Source organism: Motilibacter peucedani (assembly GCF_003634695.1).
GTDB classification, from domain to species: Bacteria; Actinomycetota; Actinomycetes; order Motilibacterales; family Motilibacteraceae; genus Motilibacter; species Motilibacter peucedani.
The window spans coordinates 44,480-67,082 of the sequence record NZ_RBWV01000002.1 but is presented as its reverse complement, the minus strand read 5'-3'; the positions used below and the strand labels follow the sequence as shown (position 1 = coordinate 67,082).

The window sequence follows — 22,603 nt, the reverse complement described above, 5'->3', positions numbered from 1 at the left end:
CACGAGAGCCGCCCACCCCCCGCGGGGGTGGGCGGCTCTCGTCGCGCGCGGCGTGCTCAGACCGTGCTGAGCGGGGCCCCCACCAGCTCGGGGTGGCTCTGGAAGTAGGCGATGGTGCGGCGCAGGCCCTCCTCGACCGGGACCACGGGCTCCCAGCCGAGCAGCTCGCGGGCCTTGGTGATGTCGGGCTGGCGCACCGACGGGTCGTCCTGCGGGCGCTCGATGAACTGCACCTCGGAGGAGGAGCCGGTCAGGTCGCGGATCCACACGGCGAGGTCGAGCATCGAGATCTCGTGCGGGTTGCCGATGTTGACCGGGCCGTCGAGCCCGCTGCGGGTCAGTCTCAGGATGCCCTCGACCAGGTCGTCGACGTAGATCACCGAGCGGGTCTGCGAGCCGTCGCCGGCGACGGTGAGGGGCTCGCCCAGCAGCGCCTGCCGGATGAAGGTCGGGATCGCCCGGCCGTCGTTCGGCCGCATGCGCGGGCCGAACGTGTTGAAGATGCGCACGATGCCGGCGTTGACGCCGTTGTGGCGCCGGTAGGCCATGGTCAGGGCCTCGCCGAAGCGCTTGGCCTCGTCGTAGACGCCGCGCGGGCCGACCGGGTTGACGTGGCCCCAGTAGGTCTCGGGCTGCGGGTGCACCTTGGGGTCGCCGTAGGTCTCCGAGGTGGAGGCCAGCAGGAACCGCGCGCCCTTCTCCTGGGCAAGCCCGAGCGCGTGCAGCGTGCCGATCGAGCCGACCTTCATCGTCTCGATGGGCAGCTGCAGGTAGTCGATCGGCGAGGCCGGCGAGGCGAAGTGCAGCACGGTGTCCACGGCGCCCGCGACGTGGATGTAGTCGGTGACGTCGGTGCGCACCAGCCGGAAGCCGGGGCGCTCGAGCAGGTGCGCGACGTTCTCGGGTGCGCCGGTGACGAAGTTGTCGAGGCAGACCACCTCCTCGCCGTCGGCGAGCAGGCGCTCGCACAGGTGCGAGCCCAGGAAGCCGGCGCCGCCGGTGACAACGGTTCGTCCCACGTCTGATCCCTTCTCGGTGCGCCCGGTCGGGCGCACGCTCACTGCGTGCTCGGGTCGGTGTCCGGACGGCGCGACACTGCCCCGGTCCGAGAGGCGGAGGTCCGCTCGCGCTCGGCGCGCGAGAGGTCGACGACGTGCGCGTCGAGCGTGATGGTGCGCTCGAGCGGGATGGTGCGGTCGAGGGTGACGGCGGGCTCGGGCACCCGGCCGGAGACCGCGTCGTAGACGCCGGTGAGCGCCGCGACCTGGTGCTCGGGGGAGTGGCGCGAGTTCAGCTCGGCGCTCTCGGCGACGGCCACCGCGCGCTCGGAGGGCTCGCGCAGGGCGAGCACCAGCTCGGCGACCTGCTCGGGGGTGCTCGCCAGGCGCTGCAGGCCGAGGCTGGCCATGGCGGGGATCGCCCGGCCGACGACCGGCAGGCCGAGGGCCGCGGCCTCGAGCGCCGAGATCGGGGCGCCCTCCCAGGCGGCTGTGTGCAGGTAGATGTCGCCCTCGGCGAGCTGCTGGAGCAGCTCGGGCCGGGGCAGCCAGCCCGAGGTCTCGACGCCTGCGGCGCGCATCTGCTCGACGCTCTCCGGGGAGCCGCCGCCGAGCCACAGCCAGCGCAGGGTCGGGTCGACCGGGCGCGCGGCCGCGACGACGGCGCGGAAGAACTCGGGGCTCTTCTGGGCGTCGAGGCGGCCGACGCCGACGACGGTGAGCGGGCCCCCGCGCCGGCGCGGGGAGTGCTCGACGCGTACGACGTTGGGGACGTAGGCGGCGCCGGTGGGGCGCCGGCTGCCGGGGAGCATGGCGCGGGCGAGCTCGACCTCGCGGGGGCTGCACCCCGCCGTCACCCCGGTGCGCAGGGCCAGCAGCCGCTCGACGGCGTAGAAGGCCCAGCGGGCCGGCACGGGCACGTCGCGGCGCTCGAAGGCGTAGCAGTGGGGGGTGTAGACGATCTTCTCGCGAGGGATGGCGCCGCACAGCCGGGCGAGGACACCGCCGTAGGAGGAGTGCGCGTGCACGACGTCGGGGCGCAGCGAGCGGTACTCGGCCGCGATCGCGCGCAGGGCGGCGCGCCGGCTGCGGGGCATCTCGCGCAGCGTCACGCCGTCGCGCTCGGCGACCTCACCGGTGTCGTGGCCCTCGCGCGGCGCGGCGAGCGCGACGTGGCGGTAGGCAGGCGCAGACTGGGCGTAGGCCAGGACCGCGGACATGACGCCGCCGCCCCAGGCCTCGACCACGTGCAGGACGACGGGACGCCTGCTCGACGTGTCGTGCGCGGACGTGGTGCCGTTCTCGGGTTGCAGGACGGTCTCCTCGGTAGTGCCAGATGGGCTTTCCCGCACGTCCTTGCGCGTCGACACTGCGTAGCCCCCTCTCGGGTCCCCCCACGCGACTACGGCCCCGAGTGTGTCACAGGACTCCCGCCCAAGGCGAGAGCCCGGGGACCACCCCGGGGGGTGGTGACGAGCCGCCGCCGACGTCCGGGACGAGGGGCGGATGGTCCGAGGATCGCCTGGTCAGAGCCGGTCTGCACCGGTGCGGACGGGCCTGGTGCACCCTGCGCGGCCGCCGTGTGAGGATGGCCACAGCCGCCGAGGACCACCGGATCGAGCGTCGCGGCTCCCGTAGCCCAACCGGCAGAGGCAGCGCTCTTAAACAGCGCCGAGCGTGGGTTCGAACCCCACCGGGAGCACCGGAACTATCCGTGCGCGCGGCGGCGTTCATCCTGGTGAGAGCCCCGCAAGGTGCGGCGGCTCGTCGGAGGTGTGTTCGGTGGCAAGCAGGAACCCCGTGTTCAACCGCAGCGAGGCGTTCTCCTCGCGCGGGGGCTACGCGACGTTCCGCGACGTGGAGACGCCCACGCCGGGGTCGCTCGAGGACATGTACCAGCGGCCCGCGGCGACCCCCACCGCCATGGGCCGGATGACGGTCGACGACGTCGTCATGAAGACGCTCGCGTCGTTCGCCGTGCTGGTCGTCTTCGCCGTCGTCGGCTGGATGGTGCCGGCGCTCGCGTTCGTGGGCATGATCGCCGGCCTCGTCGTCGGCCTCGTCATCTCCTTCAAGCAGTCGACGCGCGCCGGTCTCGTGCTGGCCTACGCGGCCGCCGAGGGCCTGTTCGTCGGCGGCATCAGCGGTGTCTTCGACGCCCAGTGGCCCGGCATCGTGAGCCAGGCCGTGATCGGCACGCTCGTTGCCTTCGGCTCGATGCTGGCGCTCTACGCGACCGGCGTCGTGCGCGCCACCCCGAAGTTCCTGAAGATCGTCTCGGTGGCGGGCCTCGCCTACTTCGGCATCGCGCTGGCCTCGCTGGTCGGCTCGCTGTTCGGGGTCGGCGGCGGCTGGGGCTTCTACGGCGTCAGCGGCATCGGGCTGCTGCTCTGCGCGGCGGGCGTCGCCCTGGCGAGCGCCTTCCTCGTGCTCGACTTCGACTTCGTCGAGCAGGGCGTGCGCAACGGCCTGCCGGAGCGCTACTCCTGGCTGGCGGCGTTCGGCCTGACCTCGACCGTGGTCTGGCTCTACATCGAGCTGCTGCGCCTGCTGGCGATCCTGCGCGAGAACTGACGCCCGTCCGGGTCGTAGACGACCCGGTAGGCCCACTGCGCCCACAGCCGGGTCGCCGCTGAGAGCGGCGGGTCGGCGAGTGGGCGCAGTCGTCCCTGCGGCCGCTCGCTGCGGCGGCCACCGGCGTACCACGCCTCCAGGCGCTGGGCCGAGCGTCGGAGCGCCTCGTACGCCGCGACCGGGTCAGCGAGCGCCGCCCGCTCCGCGTCGGTCGCGTCGAGGTGCTCGGCCATGAGCCGCAGGCGCAGCGAGCGCGCGTAGTCCTCGTCGACCACGGCGGCGCTGAGCTCGGAGTCGTGGGTCCACGATCGCCGGTTGAAGTTGTCCGAGCCCACCGTCGCCCAGGCGTCGTCCACGACGCAGACCTTGGCGTGGACGTAGACCGGCGTGCCGTGCCGGTTCTCGAGCCCGTAGACCGAGAACCGGTCGCCGGCCGCCTCCTGGATGATGCGCAGCGCCTGCTCGCGGCCGTAGAGGTTCGGGGGCTTGGAGAACCGGCCGTCCTGGTCCGGGTAGCGCGGCAGCACCGCGACCACCCGCAGCTCGGGGGAGCGGCGCAGCGCCGTCGCGAACGAGCGCGCGACCTCGGCCGACCAGAGGTACTGGTCCTCGACGTAGACGATGCGCTCGGCCCGGGCCAGCACCTTCTCGTAGCCCGCCGCCACTGTGCGCTCGCCCTGCGGCGCGAACGGGTAGCCCCGCAGCCGGTAGGGGTAGGTGCGCAGCAGCTGCACCGGCAGGCTCCCGGCGGGTGCCGGCGCCGGCAGCGGGTCGGGCAGGCGGTCGGCGTGGCGGTCGTCGCGGTGCAGCCGCTCGCTGAGCCAACGCGCGGGGTTGCGGGTCAGCGGCTGCGGGTCGTCCCAGCGCTCCCGGAACACCCTCTCGACGTCGGCCACCGCCGGCCCGCGCAGCGCCACCGCCGCGTCGTGCCACGGCGGCGTCGGCCCGTAGACCGCGGCCATGTCGACCGGCTGGGGGTCGCCGAGGTGCTCGGCGGTGTCGCGGCGGCTGTGGCACAGGTCGATGCCGCCGACGAACGCGACGTCGAGCTCCGGGCGGCCGGGGTGGCGCAGCACCACGAACTTCTGGTGGTGCGAGCCGCCGGTGCGCACCCGCATGTCGAGCAGGCACTCGCCGCCGGCGGCCTCGATCTCGTCACCGAGGTGGCGGTTGGCCTCGGCGCTGAACGCGAGCTTGTCCAGGTGCGAGCGCCAGATCAGGCCGCGTACGTCCACCCCTCGCCGCGCCGCCCGGCACAGCACCGCGCCCACCGAGCTGTCGTCGTCGTCGGTGAGCCGCTCGTCGGGGTCGCCTCGCCAGTCGGTGAACAGCACCAGGTCGCCCTGCCGCGTCTGCTCCAGGCAGCGGTGCAGCTCGGCGAAGTACTCCTCGCCGTGCACGAGGGGCACGACCGAGTTGCCCTCGGTCCACGGGCGCTCGTCGGTCAGGAACCAGTCGGCTACGGCCACGCGCCAGGGTAGCGACCGGAGCGCGCGCACTAGCGTGGCGGCGTGACCGCACTCCTGGAGCTGCGCGGGGTGAGCCGCACCTACGGCGCCCGCCAGGCCCTGCACCCGATCGACCTCGACCTCGACGCCGGTGGCTGCGTCGCCCTGGTCGGCGAGAACGGCTCGGGCAAGTCGACGCTGCTGCGCATCGCCTGCGGGCGCGAGGTGCCGACCACCGGCACGGTGCAGCTCGAGGGGCGGGCCGTGGTGGAGAGCGACCCGCACGTGCGGGCCCGCGTCGCGGTCGTCGCGGACGCGCCCTCCTTCTACCCCGACCTCACGGTGCGCGAGCACCTGCGCCTGGTCGCCGTCGCGAACGGCGTGGGGCGCGACGCCGACGAGTGGATCGACTGGGCGCTCGAGGACCGGCGGCTCGGGGACCACGCCGACGCGTACCCCTCGACGCTGTCCTCGGGGCAGGTGCAGGCCCTGCTGCTCGCCGCGGCGCTCGTGCGCCCGCGCGACGTCCTGGTGCTCGACGAGCCCGAGCAGCGCCTCGACCCGGGCGCCCGCGACCGGCTGGCCGAGCGGCTCGCCGCCGAGCGGGCCGACGGGGTGGCGGTGCTGCTCGCCACGCACTCGCGCGAGCTCGCCGAGGCGGTGGCCGACCGCACCGTACGCCTGCAGGACGGCCGGGTCGTTGGCTGAGCACCTGCCCGTCGGGGAACTGCCTCACGGTGAGCAGGACGAGGACTGGGACGAGCTCGCGCGCGAGGTGCGCGCGCACCTGCGCGAGGTCCGCCAGGCGCATCTGCGCGAGCGGCAGAAGTCGCTGCTGTTCTACCTCTACGTCGTCGCGCTGTTCGCCGCGTTCTACCTCGCCCCCTACACCGGGGGGCTGCTGCAGCTGGCGGAGCACACCGGCGTGGTCACCCCGCTCGCCGAGCGGCTGGCGGCGGCGCTGCCCCTCGCGGCGACCGGCCTGGCGCTGCTGGCGCTGCTCGCCGCGGTGTCGGACGGGCTCTGGCGCGGGCCCGTCGTGCTCGACGCCGCCGTCACCGGGTGGGTGCTGCCCGCGCCGGCCGCGTGGCAGGGGCTGCTGCGGGCGCGGCTGCGCTTCTCCGCCGCGACCTACGCGCTCGGCGGCGGGGTCGCGACCCTGGCGCTGGGCTTCCTCGCCCAGATCGGGGTGCGCGCCCGGGTGAGCGCGATGCTGGTCGCCGTCGGGGCCGCAGGAGTGGCGCTCGGTGCGCTGGCCGTGGCGCTGGGCACGCTGGTCGAGCGCTACGACACCCGCGTACGCGCGTCGTCCCGCCTGCTCGGCGCCGCCCGCCTGCTCGCGCTCGTGCTGCTCGGCCTCGCGGTGTGGGCGGCGTGGAGCCCCGGCTCGGTGCCGGACGCGGTCGGCACGGTGGCGCTGTGGTCGGGGCCGTGGGGCTGGGCGGCGCAGCCGCTGGTGGCGGCGGCCGATCCCGGCCGGGCAGGCGCGTGGCCAGCGGGGCTCGTGCTCGCCGCGGTGCTCGCCGGTGCCCTCGGCACGCTCGCCTGGCAGCGCGGCTCGCAGCTCGACGGCCCGGTGCTGCGCGCCCGCGTCGGCTCCTCGCGCGGCGTGGTCGCGGCCCTGCTGGCCGGTGACCTGCGCCAGGCGGCGCTCACCGTGCGCAGCGCGACGGCCGCGCAGTCGCGCCCGCCCCGCTTCTCGCCGCGGGCGCCGCGCTCGCGCTGGCTCGTCGTCCCCTGGCGCGTGCTGCTCGGCTGGCTGCGTGCACCAGCGCGGGTCGGCTGGGCGCTGCTCGGCCTCGCTCTCGCCTACGCCGCGGTGGGGCTCGCCGCGCGGGTCGACGGGTGGGAGCGCGCCGTCACCGCCGCAGTGGCGCTCGCCGTCGCGTACGCCGCTGCCGGCCAGCTGCTGGAGGCGGCGCGCGTCGAGGCCGACGACGTACGTCCCTCGCGCTCGCTCCCCCTGCGATTCGCCGACCTGCTGCTCCTGCACGCCGCGCTGCCGGTGCTCGTGCTCCTCGTCGCTGGCGGTGTCGCCGTCGGGGTGACGGCCGCCTCGGGCGGCGCGGCGGGGGCCGCGGCCGGGCTCCTGCTGGGCACGCCCGCGCTGGTCGCCGCTTGCCTGGTCTCCGCCTGCCGCGGGCCGCTGCCGGCGCGCACGCTCATGGGCAGTGACACGGCGTTCGGCAACACCGCGATCGGCATGATCGCGCTGTGGTACCTCCGTGCGCCGCTCGCCGGCCTGGTCGTCGCCCTGCCCGCCGTGCTCATCGGCGCCGCGCGCGGTCTGACGCCGGGCGTCGTGGAGTACGCGGTGCTCGGCACCGCCGTGATGGTGGCCTGGGCGCGGTGGGAGGCGCAGCGCCACTACGCCCGGTGAGCGCGGCTCGCCCCGAGATGCGGCGCGTGCGTCGGAGGGCCATCGTGGCCCGATGGACCAGCAGCAGGTGACGGCGGTGGACGCCGCGGCGCTCTACCGCGACGCGATGCCCGAGGGGGAGCTGCTCGAGTTCTCGACGGCCGGGCTCGACCGGGTCGGCGTGCCCGCCTACGCGGTGCAGTGGGCGCCGGAGCGCGGGTTCAAGGGCGGCCTCGGCTACGGCATCGACGACCGCTCCGCCCGCCTGTCGGCCTGGGGGGAGCTCGCCGAGGCGGTGCTGCTGGCCTCCGTCGCTGACGAGCTGCCCGCCCGTCGCGCGTCGTACGCGCAGCTGCGCCGCGAGGTCGGCGAGGGCGGCGTCGTCGACCCGCTGCGGCTCTGCCTCGAGGCCGGCACGGACTACGACGAGGACCGCCCGCTCGACTGGACCCCGCTCACCCGCTGGACGACCGGCGAGCAGGTCCTGGTGCCGGTGGACGTCGTCGCCTCGGAGCCGGCCGGGCTGCCCCGCGCGGCCCGGACCGCGCCTCCCGGCGGGCGCCTCACCACCCTGATCACCAACGGGCAGGGCGCGGGCGACACGGTCTCGCGCGCGCTCGGCCACGCCCTGGCCGAGCTCCTGCAGCGCGACGGCAACGGCCTGAGGTTCCGTGCGCTCGACGAGGGCGTGGTGCTCGACCTCGGGCCGGACGACAGCGCCGTGAGCGACCCGGCGGCCCGGCGCGGCCTGCAGCAGCTGCGGGCGGCCGGGATCGACGTCGTGGCCAAGCTCGCCGCGGTGGAGAACGGCGTCTGCAACGTCTTCGTGGTGGGGGCCGACGACGACCCGCCGCTCCCCCTCATGGTCACCGCGGCCGGCGAGGCCGCCCACCCCGATCGCGACGTCGCCCTGCGCAAGGCGGTGCTGGAGTTCGCGGCGGCGCGCTCGCGCAAGGCCTTCATGCACGGTCCGCTCGACCGCGTCGCGGCGCTGGCGCCTGAGGGCTACCTCGCCCGCTTCACCGCCGACCCTGCTGCTCAAGAGCCGCGCGCGCTGGCCGAGATGGTCGGCTGGCTCGGCATGAGCACCGACCAGCTGCGCGCGGCGCTCGAGCCGACGGTGCTCTCGCGCCGCAGCACCGTCGACTTCGCCGACCTGCCTCGCGACCCCGCCGCCGAGCACCCGCACGTGCTCTGCGACCGGCTCGTCGCCGGGCTCACCGCCGACGGCTTCGACGTGCTCGTGCTGGTGGCCCGCCGCGGGGACGCGGTCGCCGTCAAGGCGGTCGTGCCCGGGCTCGAGGTCGAGACGATGAGCTACGGGCGCATCGGCGAGCGCGGCGTACGCAGCCTGCTCGCCCGCGGCGACGGACGCACCGGCGTGCACGGGCTGGTCGGGCTCGGGCCGGCGCCCGAGACCGCAGCACCCGTGCTGCTCACCCCCGACGCGCAGGACCGGCTCGGCGGCCGCCCGTGGTTCGACCGCGCTGCGGCCGACCGCGTGATCGGTCCGCTCTACCCGCTCTACCGCGAGCCGGCTCGCCACGCGGCGCCGGCGGCGCTTGGCAGACTGGGCGCGTGACCGACCTCGCCGCCTTCATCGCCGGCCTGCCCAAGGCCGAGCTGCACGTCCACCACGTGGGGTCCGCCTCGCCGCGCATCGTCTCCGAGCTGGCGCAGCGCCACCCCGGCGTCGTGCCCTCCGACCCCGAGGCGCTGCGCCAGTTCTTCGAGTTCCGCGACTTCGCGCACTTCATCGACGTCTACCTGGCCGTCGTGTCGCTGATCCGCACGCCCGAGGACATCCAGCTGCTGACCTACGAGGTCGCCCGTGAGCTGGCGACCGGGCAGAACGTGCGCTACGCCGAGCTCACCTGCACGCCGTTCACCTCGGTGCGCGCCGGCGTGCCGATCGAGGCCTACACCGAGGCGATCGAGGACGCGCGCACGAGCGCCCAGCGCGACTTCGGCATCACGCTGCGCTGGATCTACGACATCCCCGGCGAGGCCGGGATCGAGTCGGCCGACGCCACGCTCGACTACGCGCTCCACCACGCCCCGGACGCGCTGGTGGGCTTCGGGCTGGGCGGCCCGGAGATCGGCGTGCCCCGCCCGCAGTTCGCGCCGCACTTCGCGGCTGCCCGCGCGGCCGGGCTGCACAGCGTCCCGCACGCCGGCGAGGTGACCGGCCCCGAGACCGTCTGGGACGCGCTGCGCGTCCTGGGCGCCGAGCGCATCGGGCACGGCATCTCGGCGGTGGGCGACCCCGCCCTCGTCCAGCACCTGGCCACCGAGCGCATCCCGCTCGAGGTGTGCCCGTCGTCGAACGTCGCGACCCGCGCGGTGCCGGCGCTCGAGGAGCACCCGATCCGCGCCCTGCGCGACGCCGGCGTCGTCGTCACCGTCAACAGCGACGACCCCTCGATGTTCGGCACGACGCTCAACCGCGAGTACGAGATCGCCGCCGGGCTGCTCGACCTCGGCCGTCGCGGCGTGGCCGACCTGGCCGTCCAGGCGGTGCGCTCGTCGTTCCTCGACGAGCAGGGCAAGGCTGAGCTCGTCGCCGAGATCGAGGCGTACGCCGCCGACTGACCCGTGGTCGCTCAGCCCGGCCCCTGCGCTGCGAGCGCTTGGGTTCCGAGCACTCGGAGCAGCGCGAGCACGTCCGCCTCGGGCGTCCCCTGCTCGGTCGAGCAGACGCAGTCGAGCGTGACCAGCCCCACCACCTGCGGGTGCTCGACCGTCTTGCGGGCCGATTCCTGGGGCACCACCACGTGGGCGTCCCAGAGCTCGGCGACGAGCGAGGCGGCGAACGCCTGGTGCTCGTCGGCCGTCCGGACGACGCGGCTGCTCGCCGCCTCGGTGCACAGCCGCCACGGCAGGTTGCGGTCGCGCTCACCGCTCGGCGGCTCGCCGAGCAGCGCCGCCCAGGACCAGTTCCACGACAGCAGCGTCCACGTCGCGTCGTGGACCGCCGCCGGGAGGTCGTCGAGCGGTCGCAGCAGGCGGTGCACCGACGGCGGCAGGTGCCGGGGGACCTCGCGCTCAGCGGCGGAGAGCCGCAGGGCGCGGCCGAGCGCCTCGACGACCTGCTGCGAGGGGTGCCGCGCGGCCCTGCTCGAGCTTGACGACGTACTCCACCGACACCCCGACGAGGAACGTGACCTCGTCGCGGCGCACCCGCGCGCGCCACGAGCGCAGCGCCGCGCCCAGCTCCTCGACACCCATGGCTCCATCGTGCCCGGTCGGGCCGCCCCTGACTGGTACAGCGGGTACCAGCCTCGCCAGGGTCTCGCTGTCCCGGCTGGGCGCTCCCAGGCTGAAGGGCATGACCACCACACTGATCACCGGAGCCAGCAAGGGGCTGGGCCGCGAGACGGCTCGGCGGCTCGTCGAGGCCGGCCACGACGTCTACGTCGCTGCCCGGGACAGCGAGCGCGGCCGGACCGCCGCCAGAGAGCTGGGCTGCCGCTTCGTCGAGCTGGACGTCCTCGACGACGGCTCCGTCGCCGCGGCCGTCGAGGAGGTCGGCCGGGAGTCGGGCGGTCTCGACGTCCTCGTCAACAACGCCGGCATCACCGGCGGGACCGTCGCGGCCGCTACAACCACGGCGGACCACGTGCAGCGGGTCCACTCGACCAACGTGCTCGGCGTCGTGAGGGTCACGCACGCCTTCCTGCCGTTGCTGCTGCGGTCGTCCTCGCCGGCCGTCGTCAACGTCAGCAGCGGTCTCGGCTCGTTCGCCGTCATGACGGACGCCGCCTCGCCGTGGTCGGCCTGGAAGGGCCTCAGCTACGCATCGTCGAAGGCCGCGCTGAACATGCTCACCGTGCAGTACGCGAAGAACTTCCCGCAGGTCGTCGTCGCCATGGCCACCGCCGGTGCGGACGGTCCCACGGGCGGGTTCTTCGACGCGAGCGGCAGGGCCCCTGGTGACGGGCGGACCCGCCGCGGGGCGCGCTCAGGCGGCACGGTCTTCAGGCGAGGTCGACGGCTTGCCCGGCCTGCTGAGGTGTGCTGTGGGCAGCGGTGATCTGCTGGTCGTGTAGGCGCGGCCCAGCGGTGTGCGATGGACGAGGGTGCCGTCGGGCGCTCTCGTCACGGTCCATGCGAACCATGTCTTGACGTTGTGGTCCCTCCGGCACCGTGGTGCGAGGTTGACGGCGGTCGTCGCGCCTCCGCGCTCCGGTCGGTCGTGGTCGAAGGGTTGGATGTGGTCGAGGTCGCAGTCGGTCGCCGGTCGGCTGCAGCCGGGATGGCTGCAGTGCTGGTCGGCGGCGACGACGTAAGCGCGCAGGCGTGCGCCCGGTCGGTAGGTGTGCGGGCTGAGGTCGACCAGCGTGCCGGTCAGGGGATCGGTGACGAGCCGTCGCCAGGCCCCGTCTGCCGCGAGGGCGCGGGCCATCGGCGCAGGGACGGGACCGTAGCCGGCGAGCTCGCCCGGCGCGTCGCTCAGCCCGAGCAGCGTCTCGAGGCTGACCGTGACGTGCACCGCGGGCTGCGCGGGCGTGCTGCGCACGAGCGACGGCAGCACGTCGGGGTCGTCGAGCGCCGTCATGAGCAGCGCGAGGGCGTCGGCCCGCAGCCGCCGCCTCGGCAGCCCGGAGGTGTGCTCACCTGGCCCGGCGAGCAGCGGGTGCAGGCCGTCAGCGCTGCCGGGCTCCGACGTGTCGCCGGGCCGGGCGCCGCCGGTCAGCTGCTCGGCCAGCAGCCCGTCGACCAGCCGGTCGAGCCCGGCCATGACCGCCTGCCCGGCGGGGGCGGGCAGCACCGCGGTGATCTGGACGAGCGCGTCCGGCAGCCGGACGAGGCTGACCCCGACCGACTCGCTGACCGCGAGCTCGTGCCGCTCGGCCTCACCGTCAGGGTCGAGCCGGGCCACCGCGCGCCGGGTCGCCCGGCGCAGCTCGGGCGCCGTCTGCTCGGGCGCCTTCCGCAGGACCGTGGACTCCACGGCCGCGACGAGAGCGGGGTCGGTGAGGACGGCGCACTCCTCGCGCACGGCCCGTGCGTGCCCGGGCGAGACGAGCCCCTCGCGGAGCAGCCACGCGGTGCCGGGGTGCGCCTCGAGCAGCCGCTCGGCTCGGTTGACCTCACCGGCGATCGACCGCGGAGAGATGCGCAGGGCGGCCGCCAGCTCCGCTGCCGCCGCTCCTTCGCCCTGCCAGCGGGCGGCGAGCGCCGGCGGGAGCATCGTCTCGACCGCGACGGCCGCGCGGGCCAGTGCCGCCTCCCGGCGCGCGGTCACCCATGCGAGCGCTCTGTCCCACGCCTGGGCGAGGCCGACCTCGAGCTCGGCGAGGTCGCGCGACGGGTCTCCCAGGCGGGACCCCGCCGCCGCGGCCCACGCCCGGCGCAGCTCGTCGTCCTCCATCGCCGCCAGCAGCGACGCGAGCCCAGCGGACGGCCGCGCTGCGGCGAGCGCGGCACCTGCGGACAGCTCGTCGACCGGCTGCGGGAGTTCGACGACGTCGGACCACTCCGCCGCCCACCTGTCGACCCAGGTGTCCGGCGCGTCCTCGCCGAGTTCCCACGGCGAGCCCCACTCGTCGTCGGACGGTAGGGGTGGCGCCAGGGTCGTCGGAGGATGTGCGACCGGACCGTGGACGGCGTCCGCGGGCGGCAGTGCGTCGTCGTGCATCGCCGCCTCCCTCTCGCGTTCGAACGTATGTTCGAACGATACCCGGCTTCGCTCTCCCTGGCAAGCGCCTCACCGGCTCCGGCAAGCACCTGCCCTGTGGTGCGCGGCTGGCGCGGGAGCCGGAGCGACGCACCCGGCGAGCGCCGCCACCTGCCCCGCCGGCGCGTACGGGCCTGTCGTCGTCGACAAGCGGTAGCAGAGGCACGCGAGCAGTAGCGCTGGGGCTGCCGCCGGCGTGCCTCCGCTACCGCTCGCACCTCGCGCGCGGCCGCCACCTTCGTCGACCCGCGTACGCGTCGGGCCGCTCGCACCGCGCGGGCCGCCGCCGACTACCCCCGCCGGCGCGTACGGGCCTGTCGTCGTCGACCAGCGGTAGCAGAGGCACGCGAGCCTTAGCGCCGGGGCTACCGCCAGCGTGCCTCCGCTACCGCTCGCACCTCGCGCGCGACCGCCGTTTCGAGGACACGGCCGCAAGCCACCCCCGCGAGCTATCCCGCCGCCGACCCGTACTCCCGCCGCAGCGCGGGGAGCAGCTCGGACTGAGACCAGTCGAGGAACTCCTCCTGCACGTCCCCGCCGATCTGCACGAGCGCGACGCCGGTGAACCCCGCGTCCACGAAGGCCCGCGCCGCCTCGACGACCGCGTCGACGTCGTCGCCGCAGGGGATCGAGCTCGCCACGTCGTCAGGGGCGACGAACTGCGACGCCGCCGCGAACGAGGCGGTGCCCGGCAGCTCGGCGTTGACCTTCCAGGTCAGCCCGAACCAGCGGAACTGGTCGTGCGCCCGCTGCACCGCGGCGTCCTCGTCGGTGCCGAACGACACCGGCAGCTGGCCGACGCGCGGCTTGCCCGTGCCGCCGGCCGCGTCGAACATCTGGCCGAGCTCCGGCTTGGGCTCCGTCGCGATCATGACGTCGGCGTACTCGCCCGCGATCCGGCACGACGACGGGCCCGAGACCGCGACGCCGATGGGCGTGAGGGAGTCGGGCAGGTCCCAGAGCTTGGCCGAGTCGACGTCGAAGTGCTGGCCGCGGTAGGTCACGTAGCCGCCCTCGAACAGCCCGGTGATGATCTCGAGCGCCTCGGTGAACATCTCGTGCCGGATGTCGGCCGACGGCCAGCCGTGGCCGACGACGTGCTCGTTGAGGTTCTCGCCGGCGCCCAGCCCGAGCGTGAACCGGCCGTCCGAGAGCAGGTTGAGCGTCGCAGCCTTCTGCGCCACGACGGCCGGGTGGTAGCGGAAGAGCGGGCAGGTCACGTACGTCATGAACGGGATCCGCTCGGTCGCCTGGGCGACGGCGCCGAGCACGCTCCAGGCGTACGGCGAGTGCCCTTGCGACGTCAGCCACGGGAAGTAGTGGTCGCTGCTGACGAGGAAGTCGTAGCCGACGCCCTCGGCCCGGACTGCGTGGCGGACCAGCTCGCGCGGTCCGGACTGCTCGCCCATCAAGGTGTAGCCGAACTCGGTCATGTGCCGAGGAGTTCCGCTCCCGGACCTCGGGCAAACGCGCTCATCCGCTGACGTTCGGCCCGGCCCGCTCGATCTCGAAGCGGATGAGGACCCGCTGCTGCTCGACCATCGCGCGGCGGTAGTCGTCCCAGTCCGGGTGCTCGCCCGAGACGCTGCGGTAGTAGTCGACGAGCAGCTCGAGCGCCTCCGGCAACGGGACGAGCTCGGCGGTGCCCTCGACCTGCACCCAGTCACCGAAGAACTCGTCGGGGAAGGCGCACAGCGAGACCCGCGGGTCGCGCCGCAGGTTCTTGACCTTGACCGCCGTCTCGCGCGAGCTCACGACCACGCGGCCCGCGGCGTCGACCGTGGCCGTCACCGGCGAGAGCTGCGGGCGCCCGTCGCGCCGGGTGGTCGAGAGAACCGCCCGGTGCGAGCGGGCGAGGAAGCGGCGGGCGTCCTCGGCGTCCACGGGAGCGTCAGCCGAACGCGCGCTGGGCCTTCTGGAGGTCGTGCTCGTGGACGATCGCAGCGGCGTAGCCGTGCGACAGCTCGTGCTCGGTGCGCAGCCACTCGACGCGCTCGTCGAAGCGGACGAGGCTCGGGCCGTCCTCGAGCGCCTTGAACCAGTCGGCCAGTCCGCGCCCGGTCGTCTCCGGGATGCGCGAGATGAGCTGTGCGTGCGTCTCGTCGGAGTGGCCGTTCGACATGTGGTGGTGCCTCCTGCGCGGGGGGTGCGGATCGGACTCCTAGCGTGCCGCTCAGCACCCTACGCGCGCAACGTGCGGCAGGATCGCCTGCCGTGGACACCGAGCGCGCCGCCGACGACCTCGAGGTCGAGACCCGGCGGGTGGTCGACCGCCTGCGCACGCTCGCCCTCGACGCGCTCGCGCGCCGTGCGGACGAGGACGCGGACGGGGACCGTACGCGTGCCGACCTCGCGCACGCGACCGCCCAGGCGCTCGCCGCCGCCGCCGCCGAGCTCGAGGGCACCGGGCGCCACGTCGTGCCGCGGCTCGCGGACAGCACGGTCGCCGACCAGGTGGCCGTCTGCGCCGCCGACCTGGCGGCAGCGGTGCGTGCGGGCGGGGGCGAGGCCCAGGCCGCCGGCGCCCTAGCCGCCCTTCGGCGCCTCCGCGGCCTCCTGTAGCGAGGGCGCCGGCTCGGCGCGCCGCCGCTGCAGCAGCGCCCACCGTCCCGCCGGGCCGCGGTCGCGACCGGCGACCTGCGTCGCCGTGACCTCGCTGCCGGCCCGGTCGGCGGCTGCGACCGCTGCGTCGGCGACGGCGCGCACGCCCTCGCCGCGCGACGGGACCGCCCCGGCGACATCGGGCACCGCGAAGCCGAGCGCGGCGAGCACGGAGGGCAGCAGGACGTCGGCGGCCCGTGCGTAGCCCTCCGACGACGGGTGGAAGCCGTCCTCGCTGAACATCGCGGCGGGGTCGGCCTCGAACTCCGGCCCGAGCAGGTCGCCGAGCGACACCGTGCGCCCGCCGGCCTCGACGACGCCGATGGTCTGCGCCGCCGCGAGCTCGCGGGAGGCGCGGCGGGCGAGCCAGCGCAGCGGCTGGGCCAGCGGCTCGAGGGTGCCGAGGTCGGGGCAGGTGCCGACCACGACCTCGCAGCCGGCCTCGCGCAGCCGCCGCACCGCCTGCTCCAGCATGCGCACCGAGACCGCCGGTGCGACCTTGTGGGTCACGTCGTTGCTGCCCACCATGACGACCGCGACGTGCGGCCGGGCGGGCAGCGCGCTCGTCACCTGGTCCTCGAGGGCGGCGGAGGTCGCGCCGACCCGCGCGACGCAGGTGAGGCGTACGGGTCGGCGGGCAGCGTGCGCCAGCCCGGCCGCGATGCGCGCGGCCGGTGCGTCGGCGGCGCGCAGGACGCCGAGCCCGGCGGCGCTCGAGTCGCCGAGCATCACCATCGAGAGCGGGGCACCGGCGAGCTGCTCGCCGTAGGTGCCGTCGCACGGCAGCGGCTTGTCGGCCGGGCCGATGCGCTTGCGCGCCATCTTCGCCTCGACGTTGACGAGCCCGTAGACCGAGGCCCAGACGGCACCGACGCCGGTGCCGCCGAAGGCGGCGGCCACCGCGATGCGCCGAGCGGTCGAGGCACGTCCCACCAGCGTCCCCTTCCGCTCGGTCCCGCGGCGGAGTCTAGGCGCCGGCGCGGGGGACGAGCCGGAGCGCCGACCACGAGCACGGGGGCAGGGCGGCGGTCAGCGACGAGCCGTCGACCGAGGCGCCCTCGAGCGGCCGGGGGGCCACCCGGTCGGGCTCGTCGGCGGTGTTGCGGACGTAGGGGTCGTCGCCGGCGACCGTCCACGTCTCGGCGAGCTCGAGGTCCGCGAAGGCGGCGAGCGGCACCGTCAGCGCGGTGGCCTCGTCGAGCGAGCGGTTGACCGCGAAGACGACCAGCTCGCCGGTCGCCTCGTCGTGGGTGGCGACGGCGTCGACGGTCGGCACCGCGCCGAACTTCGCCGTGTCGTAGGTCGGTGCGTCCACCCCCACGTGCAGCACCGTGCCGCGGGCCAGCCGCGAGGTCAGGGCGAAGGGGTGGAAGATCGTCTGCCGCCAGGCGCGGCCGCCGGGCTCGGTCATGATCGGTGCGATCACGTTGACGAGCTGGGCCTGGCAGGCGACCGTGACGCGGTCGGAGTGGCGCAGCAGCGAGATCAGCAGGCTGCCGACCACGACGGCGTCGGCGAGGTTGTAGTGGTCCTCGATGACCCGCGGCGCGACGTCCCAGGTCTCGGGCTTCGGGTCGTTCTCGAAGCGGCTGAGGTACCAGACGTTCCACTCGTCGAAGGAGACGTTGATCTTCTTCGTGCTCTTGAGCCGCGCACCCACGCTGTCGGCGGTGGCGACGACGCTGTCGACGAAGTGGTCCATGTCGCGCGAGCTCGCCAGGAAGCTGCCGAGGTCGCCGTCGAGCTCCTCGTAGTAGGCGTGCGCCGAGATGTAGTCGACCTGGTCGTAGGCCAGCTCCAGGACGGTCGACTCCCAGGCCCCGAAGGTCGGCATCCCCGAGCCCGAGCTGCCGCACGCGACGAGCTCGATCCCGGGGTCGGCGCTGCGCAGGGCGCGCGCGGTCTCAGCGGCCAGGCGGCCGTACTCGTGGGCGGTCTTGTGGCCCGTCTGCCAGGGGCCGTCCATCTCGTTGCCGAGGCAGAAGATGCGTACGCCGTGGGGCTCCTCGCTGCCGTTGGCGCGGCGCAGGTCCGAGAGCGCGGTGCCGGACGGCTGGTTGAGGTACTCGTGCGCGTCGAGCGCCTCCTGCACGCCCCGGGTCCCGAGGTTGAGCGCGTACATCACCTCGAGCCCGGCCTTGCGCGCCCAGCGCGCGAACTCGTCGATGCCGACCTCGTTGGTCTCGAGCGAGTGCCAGGCGAGGTCGCGGCGCACCGGGCGCGACTCGCGCGGGCCGGTGCCGTCCTCCCAGCGGTATCCCGAGACGAAGTTGCCGCCGGGGTAGCGCACCAGCGTCACGCCGAGCTCGCGCGTCAGCTCCAGGACGTCGCCGCGGAAGCCGTCGGCGTCGGCGGTGGGGTGGCCGGGCTCGTAGATGCCGGTGTAGACGCAGCGCCCCATGTGCTCGACGAACGAGCCGAAGGTGCGCGGGTTGACGGGTGCGACGGCGTGCGCGGGGTCGAGCCGGAGCGAGGCGGAGGGCATGGCGCGGGACCTTCTTCGCTGGAGGGGAGCGGCGACGGGGAGCAGCATAGGTCTTGCAGCGCTGCAAGACGGACCTGACGTGCGATCATGACGCCCGGGGTGGCGGAAGGAGGCAGCATGGCAGAGCCGACCCTCCGCGACGTGGCACTGCTGGCGGGCGTCTCCCCGCGCACGGTCTCCAACGTGGTCAACGGCTACGCGCAGGTCAGCCCGCAGACCCGGGCCAAGGTCGAGAAGGCCCTCGAGCAGCTCGACTACCGGCCCAACGTGCTGGCCCGCAACCTCGCCAACGGGCGCTCGGGACAGGTGGCGGTCGTCGTGCCCTACCTCGACACGCCCTACTTCGCCGAGCTGCTGCAGGCGATCATCCCGCGCGTGCGGGCCCGCGGCTTCAACGTCCTGGTCGACCAGACCGACGGGGACCGCGCCCACGAGGCCGAGCTGATCCGCCGCAAGGCGCGCGGCTTCCTCTACGACGGCATGATCCTGAGCCCGCTCGGCCTCTCGCAGGCCGACCTCGCCGGCCGCGACCCGGACCTGCCGCTGGTGATCCTGGGCGAGCGCAGCTCCGACGGCGCCTTCGACCACGTCGGCATCGACGACGTGGCGGCCTCCTGCGAGGCGGTCACGCACCTGCTGTCGCTCGGGCGCCGGCGCATCGCGGCGGTCGGCGACCAGCCGTACGCGACGGGCGAGGCGGCGCAGCGGCGCACCGCGGGCTACCGGCTGGCACACGAGCGCGCGGGCCTGCCGGTCGACGAGTCGCTCATCGTCCAGACCCCGCGCTTCAACCGGGTCGACGGCGCCACCGCGATGGCGCGCCTGCTCGACCGCCCCGACCCCCCGGACGCGGTGTTCGGCTACAGCGACCTCGTGGCGCTCGGCGCGATCCGGGTGCTGCTCGAGCGCGGGCTGCGCGTGCCCGAGGACGTCGCGGTCGTCGGCTACGACGACATCGAGGACGGCCGCTACTCGACGCCCAGCGTCAGCACCATCTCGCCGGACAAGTCGACCATCGCCGAGGCCGCCGTCGACCGGCTCCTGCGCCGCATCGAGTCGCGCGGGCCGGTCACCGGCGAGGAGTTCGTGGTGCCCTGGACGCTGGTGGCCCGCGAGAGCACCGTGGGCCGGGGCGCCCCGTAGGCTGCGGCCCGTGGACTACGTGGAGTCGGTCGTCGACCTCGTTGGCAGCACCCCGCTCGTACGCCTGCGCAGCGTCGCGGCCCACGTGGCCCCGCTGGTGCTGGCGAAGGTCGAGTACTTCAACCCCGGCGGGTCGGTCAAGGACCGCATCGCCGTGCGGATGGTCGACGCGGCCGAGGCGAGCGGCGCCCTGAAGCCCGGCGGCACCATCGTCGAGCCCACCTCCGGCAACACCGGCGTGGGCCTCGCGCTCGTCGCGCAGCAGCGCGGCTACAAGACGATCTTCGTCTGCCCCGACAAGGTGGCGGTCGACAAGCGCAACGTGCTCAAGGCCTACGGTGCCGAGGTCGTGGTGTGCCCGACCGCCGTCGACCCGGAGGACCCGCGCTCCTACTACAGCGTCAGCGACCGGCTCGCCCGCGAGGTCGAGGGCGCCTGGAAGCCCGACCAGTACTCCAACGCCGAGAACCCGCGCTCCCACTACGAGACGACCGGGCCGGAGCTCTGGCGCCAGACCGAAGGCCGCGTCACGCACTTCGTCACCGGCGTGGGCACGGGCGGCACCATCAGCGGCACCGGGCGCTACCTCAAGGAGGTGTCGGAGGGCCGGGTGCGCGTCGTCGGCGCCGACCCGGAGGGCTCGGTCTACAGCGGCGGCACCGGCCGGCCCTACCTCGTCGAGGGCGTGGGCGAGGACTTCTGGCCCAGCGCCTACGACCCGGAGGTCGCCGACGAGATCGTCGCGGTCTCCGACCGCGACTCGTTCGCGATGACGCGGCGCCTGGCGCGCGAGGAGGGCCTGCTCGTCGGCGGCTCCTGCGGCATGGCGGTCGCCGCCGCCCTGCGCGTCGCCGAGCGCGGCACCGCCGACGACGTGGTCGTGGTGCTGCTCCCCGACGGCGGCCGCGGCTACCTCTCCAAGATCTTCAACGACGACTGGATGGCGTCCTACGGCTTCCTGTCGACCTCGTCGGAGGCCACGGTCGGCGAGGTGCTGCGCGCCAAGGACCCCAGCGCCGTGCCGGCGTTCGTGCACACCCACCCGTCGGAGACGGTGCGCGAGGCGGTCGACATCCTGCGCGAGTACGGCGTCTCGCAGATGCCGGTCGTGCGCGCCGAGCCGCCGGTCAAGGCCGCCGAGATCGTCGGGTCGGTGTCGGAGAAGGCGCTGCTCGACGCGCTGTTCGCCGGCCGCGCCCACCTCGCCGACCGCCTCGACCAGCACATGAGCGCGCCGCTGCCGATCATCGGCGCGGGAGAGCCGGTGTCAGCCGCGGTCAAGGCCCTCGAGGACGCGGGGGCCGCCGTCGTGATCTCCGACGGCGACCCCGTGGGCGTCGTGACGCGGCAGGACCTGCTCGCGCACCTGACCGAGGCCTAGGCCCCCAGCACCCCGACCGGGCAGCTCACGCCGGTGCCGCCCAGGCCGCAGTAGCCGCCAGGCACCTTGTCGAGGTACTGCTGGTGGTAGTCCTCGGCGTAGTAGAACGGGCCGGCCGGGCCGGTCTCGGTCGTGACGGGGCCGAAGCCTGCTTCGCGCAGCCGCGCCTCGAAGGCCGGCTTCGAGGCCTCGAGGGCCTCGCGCTGCGCCTCGGTGGTCCAGTAGGCGGCGGAGCGGTACTGCGTGCCGACGTCGTTGCCCTGGCGGTCGCCCTGCGTCGGGTCGTGCGACTCCCAGAACACCTTGAGCAGCTCGGCGTAGGTCACCTTCGCCGGGTCGTAGACGACCTGGACCGCCTCGGTGTGCCCGGTCAGCCCGGTGCACGTCTCGTCGTAGGTGGGGTGCGTCGTGAAGCCGCCCTGGTAGCCCGCGGCGGTCGACCACACGCCAGGCACCTCCCAGAACGCGCGCTCGGCGCCCCAGAAGCAGCCCATCGCGAAGTAGGCGACCTCGAGGCCCTCGGGGAACGGGCCCTCGATCGGGTTGCCCAGCACGGTGTGCCGGGCGGGCACGGAGTAGGGGCGGGAGGCGCGCCCCGGGAGGGCGGTGTCGGCGGAGACGGGACCGGGCTTCGATCGTCCGAACAGCATGTCTCCTGCAACCGCCAGCGCCCCTCCCGGATTCCGCCTCGGCCACCCGCCACCGCGTACCGGGCCGCCAGCGCTCCGGGCTAGCGTGGCGGGCATGAGCGACGCGTACGGCTTCGAGACCCTGGCCATCCACGCGGGCCAGGAGCCCGACGCCGCGACCGGTGCGGTGGTGCCGCCCATCGTGCAGGCCTCCACCTACAAGCAGGACGGCGTCGGCGGCCTGCGCGGCGGCTACGAGTACTCCCGCTCGGGCAACCCCACGCGTACCGCGCTCGAGGGGTGCCTCGCGGCGCTCGAGGGCGGCAGCCGCGCTGTCGCGTTCGGCTCCGGGCTCGGCGCCGAGGACACCCTCGTCCGCACCGTGCTGAAGCCGGGCGACCACGTGGTCTTCCCGAACGACGCCTACGGCGGCACCCACCGGCTCTTCAACCGGCTGTGGTCGCGGTGGGGCATCTCGTTCGACCCGGTCGACCTGCGCGACCTCGACGCCGTGCGCGCGGCCGTGCGTCCCGAGACCGCGCTGGTCTGGGTCGAGACGCCGTCGAACCCGCTGCTCTCCGTCGCCGACATCGCCGGGCTGGCCGCGATCGCCCACGAGCAGGGCGCGCTGTGCCTGGTGGACAACACCTTCGCCTCGCCCTACCTCCAGCAGCCGCTGTCACTGGGCGCCGACGTCGTCGTGCACTCGACCACGAAGTACCTCGGCGGCCACTCCGACGTCGTCGGCGGTGCGCTGGTCGTCACAGACCCCGAGCTCGGCGAGCGCCTCGCGTTCCACCAGAACGCCTCGGGCTCGGTGCCCGGCCCCTTCGACTGCTGGCTGGTGCTGCGTGGCGCGCGCACCCTCGGCGTACGCATGGACCGGCACTGCGCCAACGCGGCCAAGGTCGTCGAGCTCCTCGTCGAGCACCCGGCGGTCGCGTCGGTGCTCTACCCCGGCCTGCCCGAGCACCCAGGGCACGAGGTGGCTGCGCGCCAGATGCGCGCCTTCGGCGGCATGGTGTCGTTCCGGCTGCGGGGCGGCGAGGAGGCGGCGCTCCGCGTCTGCGAGCGGGCGGAGGTCTTCACCCTGGGCGAGTCGCTCGGCGGCGTCGAGTCGCTGATCGAGCACCCCGGCCGCATGACGCACGCGTCGGTCGCGGGCTCGCAGCTGGAGGTGCCGAGCGACCTCGTGCGGCTCTCGGTGGGCATCGAGAGCGTCGAGGACCTGCTCGCGGACCTGGAGCAGGCGCTGGCCTGACCCGTTCGGGGCATCCTCGGCGCCGGGCCTACGCTGCGCCCGGA

Annotated in this window: 21 protein-coding genes, 1 tRNA gene and 1 pseudogene; 11 read left to right on the top strand and 12 right to left on the bottom strand. The window is 74.7% G+C overall.

Annotated elements, in window-relative coordinates; genetic code table 11:
• Positions 1–56: 56 nt before the first annotated feature.
• Together CLV35_RS00990 and CLV35_RS00985 are read right to left on the bottom strand one after the other, a co-directional pair.
• Positions 57–1,019 (bottom strand): UDP-glucuronic acid decarboxylase family protein, encoded by a 963-nt coding sequence (locus tag CLV35_RS00990; RefSeq protein ID WP_121191583.1) that lies wholly within the window; start codon positions 1,017–1,019, stop codon positions 57–59.
• Between the two features lie 38 nt (positions 1,020–1,057).
• The gene (locus tag CLV35_RS00985) at positions 1,058–2,368 is read right to left on the bottom strand and encodes a glycosyltransferase family 4 protein (protein ID WP_147431828.1); all 1,311 of its coding nucleotides are present in this window, start codon (positions 2,366–2,368) and stop codon (positions 1,058–1,060) included.
• 258 nt (positions 2,369–2,626) lie between these two features.
• Between CLV35_RS00985 and CLV35_RS00980 the strand changes: the two genes are divergently transcribed.
• A tRNA-Leu gene (locus CLV35_RS00980) sits at positions 2,627–2,700 on the top strand.
• 98 nt (positions 2,701–2,798) lie between these two features.
• Positions 2,799–3,572, top strand: a complete 774-nt coding sequence (locus CLV35_RS00975) for a Bax inhibitor-1/YccA family protein (RefSeq protein WP_183061558.1) — start codon at positions 2,799–2,801, stop codon at positions 3,570–3,572.
• Here the strand turns inward: CLV35_RS00975 and CLV35_RS00970 are convergent.
• The gene (locus CLV35_RS00970; protein WP_231121276.1) at positions 3,527–5,041 is read right to left on the bottom strand and encodes a phospholipase D family protein; all 1,515 of its coding nucleotides are present in this window, start codon (positions 5,039–5,041) and stop codon (positions 3,527–3,529) included. The two genes, CLV35_RS00975 and CLV35_RS00970, sit on opposite strands and share 46 nt — an antisense overlap.
• Before the next feature lie 42 nt (positions 5,042–5,083).
• Here CLV35_RS00970 and CLV35_RS00965 point away from each other — a divergent pair, with 42 nt between their 5' ends.
• The 4 genes from CLV35_RS00965 to CLV35_RS00950 are packed head-to-tail and all read left to right on the top strand — an operon-like array spanning position 5,084 to position 9,971.
• On the top strand, positions 5,084–5,728 hold the full coding sequence (locus CLV35_RS00965; RefSeq protein ID WP_121191562.1) for an ABC transporter ATP-binding protein: 645 nt from the start codon (positions 5,084–5,086) through the stop codon (positions 5,726–5,728).
• Positions 5,721–7,400, top strand: coding sequence for a hypothetical protein (locus tag CLV35_RS00960; RefSeq protein WP_121191561.1), 1,680 nt, complete (start codon positions 5,721–5,723; stop codon positions 7,398–7,400). The genes CLV35_RS00965 and CLV35_RS00960 overlap by 8 nt, the downstream gene beginning before the upstream one ends.
• A 52-nt stretch (positions 7,401–7,452) precedes the next feature.
• The gene (locus CLV35_RS00955) at positions 7,453–8,961 is read left to right on the top strand and encodes a YcaO-like family protein (protein WP_231121275.1); all 1,509 of its coding nucleotides are present in this window, start codon (positions 7,453–7,455) and stop codon (positions 8,959–8,961) included.
• A complete protein-coding gene (locus CLV35_RS00950; protein ID WP_121191560.1) occupies positions 8,958–9,971 on the top strand; it encodes an adenosine deaminase in 1,014 nt (337 codons plus the stop codon). Before CLV35_RS00955 ends, CLV35_RS00950 begins: the two co-directional genes overlap by 4 nt.
• Positions 9,972–9,982: 11 nt before the next feature.
• On the opposite strand, the gene CLV35_RS00945 is transcribed toward CLV35_RS00950, so the two are convergent.
• Positions 9,983–10,393, bottom strand: coding sequence for an MmyB family transcriptional regulator (locus CLV35_RS00945; RefSeq protein ID WP_231121273.1), 411 nt, complete (start codon positions 10,391–10,393; stop codon positions 9,983–9,985).
• A 31-nt stretch (positions 10,394–10,424) separates the two neighbouring features.
• The gene (locus tag CLV35_RS20275; RefSeq protein WP_231121272.1) at positions 10,425–10,607 is read right to left on the bottom strand and encodes a hypothetical protein; all 183 of its coding nucleotides are present in this window, start codon (positions 10,605–10,607) and stop codon (positions 10,425–10,427) included.
• 100 nt (positions 10,608–10,707) lie between these two features.
• On the opposite strand from CLV35_RS20275, the pseudogene CLV35_RS00940 reads away from it, so the two are divergent.
• Positions 10,708–11,313: pseudogene (locus tag CLV35_RS00940) on the top strand (SDR family NAD(P)-dependent oxidoreductase); the annotation flags it as partial.
• Positions 11,314–11,340: 27 nt separating this feature from the next.
• On the opposite strand, the gene CLV35_RS00935 reads toward CLV35_RS00940, so the two are convergent.
• The 4 genes from CLV35_RS00935 to CLV35_RS00920 form a co-directional block, all read right to left on the bottom strand.
• Complete coding sequence (locus CLV35_RS00935) at positions 11,341–13,020, bottom strand: HNH endonuclease signature motif containing protein (RefSeq protein ID WP_121191558.1); 1,680 nt, start codon at positions 13,018–13,020, stop codon at positions 11,341–11,343.
• Between the two features lie 488 nt (positions 13,021–13,508).
• Positions 13,509–14,492 carry an LLM class F420-dependent oxidoreductase gene (locus CLV35_RS00930; RefSeq protein WP_121191557.1) on the bottom strand — a complete coding sequence of 328 codons (984 nt, stop codon included), beginning with the start codon at positions 14,490–14,492 and terminating at the stop codon, positions 13,509–13,511.
• 40 nt (positions 14,493–14,532) lie between these two features.
• Entirely contained in the window at positions 14,533–14,943 is a 411-nt protein-coding gene (locus CLV35_RS00925) for a PPOX class F420-dependent oxidoreductase (protein ID WP_121191556.1), read from the bottom strand.
• Positions 14,944–14,950: 7 nt separating this feature from the next.
• The gene (locus tag CLV35_RS00920; RefSeq protein ID WP_121191555.1) at positions 14,951–15,181 is read right to left on the bottom strand and encodes a DUF4287 domain-containing protein; all 231 of its coding nucleotides are present in this window, start codon (positions 15,179–15,181) and stop codon (positions 14,951–14,953) included.
• Positions 15,182–15,273: 92 nt separating this feature from the next.
• On the opposite strand from CLV35_RS00920, the gene CLV35_RS19605 reads away from it, so the two are divergent.
• Positions 15,274–15,621 carry a hypothetical protein gene (locus tag CLV35_RS19605; RefSeq protein ID WP_147431827.1) on the top strand — a complete coding sequence of 116 codons (348 nt, stop codon included), beginning with the start codon at positions 15,274–15,276 and terminating at the stop codon, positions 15,619–15,621.
• Here the strand turns inward: CLV35_RS19605 and CLV35_RS00910 are convergent.
• Both CLV35_RS00910 and arfA read right to left on the bottom strand, forming a co-directional pair.
• Positions 15,586–16,593: an SGNH/GDSL hydrolase family protein gene (locus tag CLV35_RS00910; protein ID WP_231121270.1), complete on the bottom strand. Its 1,008-nt coding sequence runs from the start codon at positions 16,591–16,593 to the stop codon at positions 15,586–15,588. The two genes, CLV35_RS19605 and CLV35_RS00910, sit on opposite strands and share 36 nt — an antisense overlap.
• A 34-nt stretch (positions 16,594–16,627) precedes the next feature.
• Positions 16,628–18,145 carry an arabinosylfuranosidase ArfA gene (arfA, locus tag CLV35_RS00905; protein ID WP_121191554.1) on the bottom strand — a complete coding sequence of 506 codons (1,518 nt, stop codon included), beginning with the start codon at positions 18,143–18,145 and terminating at the stop codon, positions 16,628–16,630.
• 117 nt (positions 18,146–18,262) lie between these two features.
• On the opposite strand from arfA, the gene CLV35_RS00900 reads away from it, so the two are divergent.
• Positions 18,263–19,288 (top strand): LacI family DNA-binding transcriptional regulator, encoded by a 1,026-nt coding sequence (locus CLV35_RS00900; RefSeq protein ID WP_121191553.1) that lies wholly within the window; start codon positions 18,263–18,265, stop codon positions 19,286–19,288.
• A 10-nt stretch (positions 19,289–19,298) separates the two neighbouring features.
• Positions 19,299–20,669, top strand: a complete 1,371-nt coding sequence (locus tag CLV35_RS00895) for a cystathionine beta-synthase (protein WP_121191552.1) — start codon at positions 19,299–19,301, stop codon at positions 20,667–20,669.
• On the opposite strand, the gene msrA is transcribed toward CLV35_RS00895, so the two are convergent.
• Positions 20,666–21,319 carry a peptide-methionine (S)-S-oxide reductase MsrA gene (gene msrA, locus CLV35_RS00890; protein ID WP_121191551.1) on the bottom strand — a complete coding sequence of 218 codons (654 nt, stop codon included), beginning with the start codon at positions 21,317–21,319 and terminating at the stop codon, positions 20,666–20,668. The genes CLV35_RS00895 and msrA overlap by 4 nt on opposite strands.
• Before the next feature lie 94 nt (positions 21,320–21,413).
• Between msrA and CLV35_RS00885 the strand changes: the two genes are divergently transcribed.
• Positions 21,414–22,559 carry a cystathionine gamma-synthase gene (locus CLV35_RS00885; RefSeq protein WP_121191550.1) on the top strand — a complete coding sequence of 382 codons (1,146 nt, stop codon included), beginning with the start codon at positions 21,414–21,416 and terminating at the stop codon, positions 22,557–22,559.
• Positions 22,560–22,603 lie beyond the last annotated feature (44 nt).

Coding starts and splice junctions, on each gene's coding strand:
- CLV35_RS00900 (WP_121191553.1), top strand. CDS start 18,263: ATGGCAGAGCCGACCCTCCGCGACGTGGCACTGCTGGCGGGCGTCTCC.
- CLV35_RS00955 (WP_231121275.1), top strand. CDS start 7,453: ATGGACCAGCAGCAGGTGACGGCGGTGGACGCCGCGGCGCTCTACCGC.
- CLV35_RS00885 (WP_121191550.1), top strand. CDS start 21,414: ATGAGCGACGCGTACGGCTTCGAGACCCTGGCCATCCACGCGGGCCAG.
- arfA (WP_121191554.1), bottom strand. CDS start 18,145: ATGCCCTCCGCCTCGCTCCGGCTCGACCCCGCGCACGCCGTCGCACCC.
- msrA (WP_121191551.1), bottom strand. CDS start 21,319: ATGCTGTTCGGACGATCGAAGCCCGGTCCCGTCTCCGCCGACACCGCC.
- CLV35_RS00930 (WP_121191557.1), bottom strand. CDS start 14,492: ATGACCGAGTTCGGCTACACCTTGATGGGCGAGCAGTCCGGACCGCGC.
- CLV35_RS00920 (WP_121191555.1), bottom strand. CDS start 15,181: ATGTCGAACGGCCACTCCGACGAGACGCACGCACAGCTCATCTCGCGC.
- CLV35_RS20275 (WP_231121272.1), bottom strand. CDS start 10,607: ATGGGTGTCGAGGAGCTGGGCGCGGCGCTGCGCTCGTGGCGCGCGCGG.
- CLV35_RS00935 (WP_121191558.1), bottom strand. CDS start 13,020: ATGCACGACGACGCACTGCCGCCCGCGGACGCCGTCCACGGTCCGGTC.